Origin of the sequence: Candidatus Protofrankia californiensis (assembly GCF_900634765.1) — a bacterium.
Classification (GTDB): domain Bacteria; phylum Actinomycetota; class Actinomycetes; order Frankiales; family Frankiaceae; genus Protofrankia; species Protofrankia californiensis.
The window spans coordinates 9,866-18,207 of record NZ_CAAAFT010000031.1; the positions used below are offsets into that span (position 1 = coordinate 9,866).

Below are 8,342 nucleotides of genomic sequence, written 5' to 3' on the forward strand. Positions count from 1 at the left end.
GAGCCAGAGTGTGGACGTAGGCGGCCGGCGTGGACGCCGGCGGCCGGCGTGGACGCAGACCGCGGACCGGCGCCGTTGCAACCCGGCTATACGGGACTACCCGGGGCTGCGGAATGTCCCCGGCCAGGGGGTCCCGTCCGGGGCCTCGGCAGCCGCCTCTTTCCTTGGCCGGCAGGGTATTCCGCCCTATTTACTGCGGTGATTTACCGACGTGTCGTCATGCCGACCGAAACCCGCCCGAAGGCGCCAGGTTAGAGGCGTGTAAAAATTCCATTTCGCAAACACCGCTGCGGCTGGCCCGATGATTCATCCGTAAGCCCGTTGTCCCAGCTCACGGGGTGTCCGGACGTTCATGGCAGTACCCGGCGCCCATACCAGACGGCGGGTCCGGGTCCGGCAAGGTCTTTCCGTCGCGTGATTCACGACTCACCACCCCAATCATACGTGCGTATATGCGGGCTGTGCGCTGGAATTATGCCAGGTGCGAGAATCATGAAAGAAGGAAGAGAACCGCATGAATCCGCAGTCGCCCTTCACGAACAGGGCTCGTGAGTCCACCGACGTCGTCCTCATCGGCGCGGGAATTATGAGCGCCACGCTCGGTACTCTGCTGCGCAGACTCCAGCCGGACTGGTCGATCGACGTATACGAGCGATTGCCCAGGGTTGCCGAGGAGAGCTCGGACCCATGGAACAACGCGGGCACCGGTCATGCCGCCCTGTGTGAACTGAACTACACCAGTGAGCTCCCCGACGGCACCATCGACGTGCAGAAGGCCATCAATATAAACGAACAGTTCCAGGTGAGCCGCCAGTTCTGGTCGTATCTGGTGGAGGACGGAACATTTTCCGATCCGGAAACCTTCATCAACTCGACGCCGCACATGACCTTCGTGCGCGGGGCGGCGGATGTCAGCTTTCTCCGCAGAAGGTACGAGGCGCTGCGCACGGAGCCGTTGTTCTCCGCCATGGAGTTCAGCGACGACCCGGCTGTGATCCAGCGTTGGACACCGTTGTTGATCGAGCAGCGCAAACCCGGCGAGCAGATCGCCGCAACCCGTGACATATCCGGGACCGACGTGGATTTCGGCTCCCTGAGCCGTCAGCTTTTCCGGTCGCTCGAGTCGTCCGGTGTCAGTATCCACCTCAACCAGGAGATCAGGGCGCTGACGCAGAAGCCGGACGGACGGTGGCGGTTGCGCGTCCACAATAACACGAACGGGAAGACGAAGGAAATCTCCGCGCGGTTCGTGTTCGTCGGCGCCGGTGGGTGGGCGCTGAAAATCCTGCAGAAATCGCGTATACCCGAGGCGTACGGCTTCGGCCTGCTGCCCATCAGCGGGCAGTTCCTCCGCACCGACAACCCGGCTATCGTCGCCCGGCACCATGCGAAGGTGTACGGCAAGGCGCCGATCGGTGCGCCGCCGATGTCCATGCCGCACCTGGACACCAGAATCGTTGACGGCCAGAAATCGATCCTGTTCGGTCCTTATGCCGGTTCGAGCCCGAAGTTTCTCAAATATGGCTCCGTCTTCGACATGCCGTCATCCATTCGCTGGCACAACATCCTTCCGCTGCTTGCCATGGCCAGGGACAACATCGCACTTGTCGCCCTGCTGGTGAACGCGCTCAGAGCAACTCGGAAGAAGAAGATCGCTGAACTCAGGGAATTCGTTCCCGGCAGCCTGGCAAGGGATTGGCGGATCATCACGGCCGGTCAGCGGGCGCAGATCGTGAAGAAAGATCCCGAGAAAGGGGGAGTTCTCCAGTTCGGAACCGAGGTCGTCGCGTCCCGGGACGGGTCCATCGCCGGAATTCTCGGCGCCTCACCCGGCGCATCCACCGCTGTACCGATCATGCTCGATCTTCTCCGGCGGTGCTTTCCGGAGCACTATGACGCCTGGCAGCCCACGCTGGGCGAAATGATCCCCACGTTCGGCCAGCGGCTCTCGGATAATTCCGAGCTCGCGGCACAGACGATGGCTGCGACCGCGAAGACCCTGCATCTCACCGAAATTCCTCGGCTCCTTCCGCGCCGATCTGCCGGTACCGGGGACGGGAAGGCCGCCGAATAGGTCGGGTAGACCGGGAGGGGCGCTGAATAATGGTGTTCGCCCGGTGAGCGGGGCAGTCCGTGCTCGGATGGCCGGACTTCGGCGAGGCCCGGATAGTGGTGCTCTAGCGGATAGTGGTGCTCTATCCGGGCCGGCGAGCTGTAGCCGCAACGGTTTGCTGGCGCGATGAGGGTCAGCCGCCGGCGAGCTGTGAAGGAACTCGACGACCGCGGTGGCGTCCTTTTCCGGTAACCGTGCGCATTGCGCCGGTGCAGTAGAAGCGATCTTGAAAAGGGTCGGTCACCGTCCGGTGGCTACGCGGAGGGCTTCGTCCTTGCTGGGTGCGGTCGCGGCTGAGGACGGCGGCTGAGGATGGTCGTACCGGCACCCTCGAGATCGTCTGGTCGCCTTCCAGCCAAAAAGCATCTCGTCCTCCCGATAGGTCCGGGCCCTCCTGGGCCCTAGACTTGCAGCATGGCGCTGAGTGATGCGAAGTATGTTGCGGTAACAACTTTCCGTAAGACTGGTTCCGGCGTGTCCACGCCTACGTGGATCGTTCCGCTTGACGGGGGTCGAGTCGGCTTTTGCACGTCGTCGACGTCCGGTAAGCACAAGCGACTCCGGAACAACCCCAAGGTTGTGGTACAGCCGTCGGACGTGCGTGGACGCGTCCGGGATGGTTCGTCGCCCGTCGAGGGAAGCGCCGAGTTGGCAACCTCCGGCAACGACTTCGACGCGGTCCAGCGCAAAGTTCGCGCGAAATACGGAGTAATGGTTCCGGTGTCGAGACTGTTCAATACGCTCGGCCATCTCGGCAAGAGGAAGTCCCCATACGGTGATGTTGTTGTCGTTATCACTCCGGTCGGCTCGTCATAGGGATCACAGCGCCCTTCACGGTCGCAGCGCGCTTGCGCCTTTGACTCATCGCTTCCTTGTGCCGTTACCTCCGTCGTTATGGGCTTGACTACGTCGCAGACGGTAATGATTGATCGTCTGGGAGTAGCAATGCCACCCGGCTCGAACGGCGGGTCGTTGTCACGACAGTCGACCGTACGGTCTGCTATCAGCCCATTCCGCGGAGCGCTTATGTCGCGGTAGTATCCTCGGGTCGGCGCGCGGAATGCACGGAATGCGCGGAAGGGGAGTGCCGTGACCTGTTGGTCCTCGACCATCATCTCGTACCGCGCGTGAAAACACGTCCCGCGAGCCGTACCGCGGTGCTGGTCTGCCAGGGTCGCGCCGCCGCGGACGGGCTGGTCGCGCCAGGCAGGTTCCATGATGCGACGGCGATCGCGTTGCTGCGTGACGACGAGCGGGTCCCGGTCGACCGGGTGCGCGGGGGCGTGCCGCCCCAGAGCTGGGCCCAGCGGGCGGAGTTCGAGATGCTACGGGCAACCGCCGAGGTGATGGTGGCGCGCACCATCGTGATCGACGAGGCCGTGCGTTCCCGGCTGTCCCCACAACTGGTGATCCTGGGCGCTGGTCTGGACGACCGTGCCTGGCGCATGTCCGAGTTGGCCGAGGTCGACGTCTTCGAAATCGACCACCCCGCCTCCCAGCAGGACAAGCGCGACCAGGTTGGCGATCTTTCGCCGTGTGCGCGGTCGCTGCGGTTCGTGCCCGTCGACTTCTCCGGCGACCGCCTCGAGGACGCGCTCGGCTCCGGCCGGTCATCACCGTGCCGTACCGACGACATGGGTCTGGGAGGGCGTCGTGCCGTACCTGACACGGGCCCAGGTCGCCGCCACGGTGGCGGCCGTCGACCGCTGCTCCGCTCCCGGCAGTCGCCTGATCATCAACTACCAGTCACCCTCCCTGCCAGCGGCCGTCGGCCGTATGGCCGCCCGCGCCATGACCACGCTCGTGCGCCAGCCGAACGTGTGGGCGGCCGAGCCACGCCGCTCATCCTGGACAGCCGCAGCCATGCGCACACTGCTCACCAACCACCGTTTCCCGGTCGCCGACGACAGCGACCTGCTCACCGTCGCTGCCCGACTGTCCATCCCGGTGAAGCAGCGCCGATCGCTGCAAAGCGGGCGAGTCACCGTCGCCGACCGCCCGCATTGACGCTGCGTGAATGCCACCGCGAACCACACTGCGGATCAAGGTGGGTCTCGTCAGCAGCCCGTGTTACGGCTGTCGGAAGGTCCACCTACGATCGACGGTATGTCGCCGGTGTCGCGTGGACGTAAGACCAAGAAGGGTAAGAAGCCTCCCTCCGCTCGTCCGATCGGTGTGTCGTCGCGCGCTGGCAGCCGGCAGCCAGAGCAGCAGAACGCGCCGGCCACGGTGTCACAGCTGTTGGCGGGGCGTCGGCAGCAGCCCGACTGGTTCGGTCCGTCGACCGGGGCGGTCGTCGACGGGGCCGATATGGTCATGGCGGCCGACGGGCCTCGCCGTCTGGAGGAGGTAGCTGCGCAGCTGCTGGGCGGGCAGCTGCGCCGTGTCCTGCGCGAGGAACGCGCCGGGCTGTGGTTCGACTGGTGGTTCGCCCAGCTCACCGAGGCGCTGGCTGCCCGTGTCCGCGACGAGCTGGACCGGGGCAGCGGCGTATGGGAGGCGCCTTGGCGGCTGTTGCACGGCCTTGCCTCGATCGGGTCACCTGCGCTCGCTTCGGGCGCCCAGGCCGCGTTACGGAGCCTGGCGGCGGACGTCGCGAAGGCGTCACGGGCTGACGCGGCCGTGCGGAGCCAGCCGCAGTGGCTGGAAACGCTGCCGCGTATCGCCGCCACTGGCGAGGTATGGCATATGCGCGACGCCTACGGCACCCGGCTGGCGGTGATCGCCGGCTGTGAGTATCCGGGTGGTGCGGACCCGTCGGTCTTCCTGTTCGACATCGACGCCTGCGGGTTCGTGGAGCTGGTCAACGCAGGCGTCTTCGGCGACGTGCCGCAGGCGGCCGCAGCGTGGCGGAGCATGGTCGGTGAGACGGCTGACGACGCCCAGCCGGTACCGGCCGAGACCGCGGAAGCCCTACAGCGCCTCCTCTACTGCGACATCGGGGAAGAGACGCTACACGGAACCGAGTCCGACGCCGCACTGGACAACTGGTTCCGCGCCCGGCGCCGTATCCATGATCTTGCGGACGCGTTGGGCAGGCGTGGGATGCCGCTGCCCGAGACACGGTCGCTGTACCGCGACATCGACGAGACGCCGACGGCGCAGGCGTTCACTACCTGGTATGTCACACGCCACGGCGTACAGCCGGATTCCGAGGCAGTTGCCGCGCTGGCGTACGAGTGGATCGAGGGCATCCTGCCGGAAACCCGGCATACGGTGTCCCCGCACCGCGTCCGGTTCCACCGGGCCCTGATGAACGACTGGATCGACGATCCGGTCACGGCGGCGGCGAAGACGCTGCTGCCCGACTGGGTACGTTGGTACGGCGAACAGGCCGGACTCCCCGAACACCTCGTCGGCCGAGCCGTCGCCGCCGCCACCGGCAGTCCTGGAACGCCGGCGGACTGCGGGGCGGCATTGCTGTGATCCCGGTCGCTCGGCTGATCGGATCCCGATCGTCCGACCGATCGCGATCCACGACCCCAGCACCACCCGCCCCGTTACCGGCGTCGTCCCGGCCTCGAATTCCGGTCGGGAATGCGGTGTTGCCGTCAACCCCCTGCCGAGCCGATGCCCGCGGTCACCGGAGGGTGATGAAGTCGGCGACTCACAGCCCTGCATCGCGGATGACCCGACGAAGTGTCCCCGGCGGAATATCTCCGCCCGGATGGACGGGAACGACGGTGAAGCGACCTTCATGCAGCCAGCCGTGGACGGAGACCTGTCCCGGAAGACGCACCACGCTGTCTCGGTGGGTTACGCGACGACCCGGCCGAAGAGATCAACGTGCAGCCGTTTGGCCGGCGTCAGCCGCGAGGATCCGGCGGCGACGGTAGAGAATGCCATGGCCGGTGTACCAGGCCGGCGGTCGCGTGTTCTGATCCGGAAGAAAGCTGGGGACGGTATGACAGCTATGGAGGATGCCGCCGAGCTGTGTCGCGCGGACAACGGTCTCGCCGTGATATCTACGCTTCGCGCGAATGGAGGCATCCAGGCGTCGGTCGTGAACGCCGCCTTCACGCGGCATCCGCTGTCGGACGTGCCGGTCGTCGCCTTCGTGACGTATGGCAAGGTCAAGTTGGCTCATCTCCGCCGACGTCCACAGATCAGCGCGACGTTCAAGTCCGGTTGGCGGTGGGTGACCGTGGAAGGCGCCGCGGAGCTCATCGGGCCGGATGACCTGAACGAGCACGTCGACGCCGATCGGCTCAGACTCCTGTTACGCGAGATATTCGTTGCCGCCGGAGGCACCCACGACGACTGGGAGACCTACGACCGCGTGATGGCGGAGCAACGACGCACGGCCGTCTTCATCGAACCATCCCGGATCTACAGCAACTGACGCCACGACACGGTCGAGCCGGAGGATCAGAGAGCGGCGGCAAACTCTGTGATCGACAGTCCCGCGTCACGAATGATCCGACGCAGTGTTCCGACCGGGATGTCACGACCCGGATGAACAGGCACGACCGTGAAGCGACCCTCAGAGCTCCTCATCATGTGATGACTTCCCTTGACACGGACCACCTCGAAGCCGAGCTTCTCGAGGACTTTGACTACCTCCCCGCCAGGCAGCACGGGAAGAGGTGGCATCAGGCGACGTCCCGCACAATCGTCAGGACCGGAGGAACGCCGAGCTCCTCGATGACCAGGCTGACGGCCTCGTAGAGATCGGTGACGGCATCCTCGGGACTGTTGCCGAGCCCGTGCGCGCCACCACTGGGGAACGACGCATGGGCCGCCCAGGTGCCGTCCTCCTCCTGCTCCAGCTCATAGGGGATCTGGACCATCCGCTTCATGGCGCTGACTGTACGCCGTCAGCCGCAAGGCTCGCAGTAGCTCCGATCACGGCACATGGACGCCGCCCGTCTGGACTGTCGAAGGCTGGTGAGTGGCCGCCCGCCACCGGGCCGCGCGGCAATCTCATCGGCCTGGACCTACTGCCTCCACCACTCGAACCAGAGCCGCAGCCCAACGCCGAGCAGACAGCCGCCCGGCGAGGGCAGGATCGCCGCCGGAGGTGGCGATCAATTCCAGCGTCTCGCCGCGCTGCCGGCCGGACAGGCGCTCGGCATGTCCTGCCTTCCGGAACGGAATAGCCCCGATCGATGACAGGACGCCGGACAGTGCGGATATGGAGCCGCCGTTCGTCAGTGCTGGCCGAGCCAGAGGGTGGCGCCGGTGGTCGCGAGGCGGTTCTTGCGTGTCTCGTAGTCGGGCAGGGCCCGTTCGACCGCCTTCCAGAACGCGACGGTCTTGAACACCTGGATGCTCCTCGACCAACCCGCGCAGGTCCGCCTTGGCCAGGCCGGAGGCGAAGTCCAGGTAGTCGACGTCCCGGTCGACGAACAGCGCGTCCGGGCTGAACCCGTGCGCGGCGAACAGAATCGCCTTCGCCGTGCCCTCGGCCCGCGGCACCCAGCCGTGCAGGTGGGCGCGAACGTCCTGCGGCTCCGGTGGCGGCGCGTTGTCGGCGTAGCGGCGGATGCTCAGGTTGTCGCCCTGCTCACGCAGCTCGGCTCGGCTCACCACGGTCGCGTAGCCGGGGATGTCGGCGAACTCCCGGTACGCCGAGACGATCTTCTCGGGGTGTTCGGGGAGAAGGTAGTTCTGCGCCCGGCCGGCGTGGAACTCGGCGTCCGTGTTGACGAACAGCACCTTCCCGGCGCGCTCGGCCGGTTTCGATCCGGGTGCCCGCAGCACCGCCACCATGTGCTGCACGAACATCAGAACTGTCGAAGAACGCCTGGACGTCGAGGTCAACGACCCAGTCGTACTTCCAGCAGCCTAGGTCGGCACATCGTGACCGCGTCCAGCGCCGACTGTGCCGGCCCGAGCGGCGGAGTGTCCGCCGCTAGAACGGACGATCGTGCGAGTCGACGGCCACCATCGTCGCAGGTCACGGAGGGTTTGTCCGGTTCGTGGCGGGGGCTACGCCGACAGCTGTTGCTACATCTGTAGCAACGTCGGCAGACTTTTGGGCACCGATTTCCTAGATCAAAATCACAAAAGCCCAGGTGAGCGGTGGTGGGCAGGGGCGGGGTCGAACCGCCGACCTTCCGCTTTTCAGGCCGGTCCATACCGTCCAGGAGCGTCCGCACACGTACCCTGACGTCCATTTCCGGCCTGGAGTACCCCTTTGGCGGCCCGCGTTGCCACACGCACTGCCACCACATCCCCCGCTCCTCAGAGGGCCGTAGGCGCCGCTACCGAGCCCCGTCCGCACCCC

The 8,342-nt window shown here is 65.9% G+C and carries 9 protein-coding genes and 1 pseudogene; 6 read left to right on the forward strand and 4 right to left on the reverse strand.

Features of this window, described 5'->3' with window-relative positions:
• Positions 1-514 precede the first annotated feature (514 nt).
• The 5 genes and pseudogenes from mqo to DD1DGNOD_RS01390 all read left to right on the forward strand — a co-directional run bounded on the left by mqo (position 515) and on the right by DD1DGNOD_RS01390 (position 5,539).
• Positions 515-2,074, forward strand: coding sequence for a malate dehydrogenase (quinone) (mqo, locus tag DD1DGNOD_RS01370; RefSeq protein WP_131764744.1), 1,560 nt, complete (start codon positions 515-517; stop codon positions 2,072-2,074).
• Positions 2,075-2,527: 453 nt separating this feature from the next.
• Entirely contained in the window at positions 2,528-2,929 is a 402-nt protein-coding gene (locus DD1DGNOD_RS01380; protein ID WP_131764745.1) for a PPOX class F420-dependent oxidoreductase, read from the forward strand.
• 341 nt (positions 2,930-3,270) lie between these two features.
• Positions 3,271-3,654: pseudogene (locus DD1DGNOD_RS28515) on the forward strand (class I SAM-dependent methyltransferase); the annotation flags it as partial.
• Positions 3,650-4,120 (forward strand): class I SAM-dependent methyltransferase, encoded by a 471-nt coding sequence (locus DD1DGNOD_RS28520; RefSeq protein WP_250645283.1) that lies wholly within the window; start codon positions 3,650-3,652, stop codon positions 4,118-4,120. The pseudogene DD1DGNOD_RS28515 and the gene DD1DGNOD_RS28520, both read left to right, overlap by 5 nt.
• A gap of 99 nt (positions 4,121-4,219) precedes the next feature.
• Positions 4,220-5,539: a hypothetical protein gene (locus tag DD1DGNOD_RS01390; protein WP_131769263.1), complete on the forward strand. Its 1,320-nt coding sequence runs from the start codon at positions 4,220-4,222 to the stop codon at positions 5,537-5,539.
• 181 nt (positions 5,540-5,720) lie between these two features.
• Here the strand turns inward: DD1DGNOD_RS01390 and DD1DGNOD_RS01395 are convergent, their stop codons facing one another.
• Positions 5,721-5,855, reverse strand: a complete 135-nt coding sequence (locus DD1DGNOD_RS01395; protein WP_131764747.1) for a type II toxin-antitoxin system HicA family toxin — start codon at positions 5,853-5,855, stop codon at positions 5,721-5,723.
• Between the two features lie 162 nt (positions 5,856-6,017).
• On the opposite strand from DD1DGNOD_RS01395, the gene DD1DGNOD_RS01400 reads away from it, so the two are divergent.
• A complete protein-coding gene (locus DD1DGNOD_RS01400; RefSeq protein ID WP_131769264.1) occupies positions 6,018-6,455 on the forward strand; it encodes a TIGR03618 family F420-dependent PPOX class oxidoreductase in 438 nt (145 codons plus the stop codon).
• 26 nt (positions 6,456-6,481) lie between these two features.
• Here DD1DGNOD_RS01400 and DD1DGNOD_RS01405 read toward each other — a convergent pair whose 3' ends face one another.
• From DD1DGNOD_RS01405 to DD1DGNOD_RS28525, 3 genes are all read right to left on the reverse strand, one after another.
• Positions 6,482-6,706 carry a type II toxin-antitoxin system HicA family toxin gene (locus DD1DGNOD_RS01405; protein WP_131764748.1) on the reverse strand — a complete coding sequence of 75 codons (225 nt, stop codon included), beginning with the start codon at positions 6,704-6,706 and terminating at the stop codon, positions 6,482-6,484.
• Complete coding sequence (locus tag DD1DGNOD_RS01410) at positions 6,706-6,912, reverse strand: type II toxin-antitoxin system HicB family antitoxin (protein ID WP_131764749.1); 207 nt, start codon at positions 6,910-6,912, stop codon at positions 6,706-6,708. Before DD1DGNOD_RS01410 ends, DD1DGNOD_RS01405 begins: the two co-directional genes overlap by 1 nt.
• Positions 6,913-7,036: 124 nt before the next feature.
• Positions 7,037-7,840, reverse strand: a complete 804-nt coding sequence (locus DD1DGNOD_RS28525) for an N-6 DNA methylase (RefSeq protein WP_241251112.1) — start codon at positions 7,838-7,840, stop codon at positions 7,037-7,039.
• Positions 7,841-8,342 lie beyond the last annotated feature (502 nt).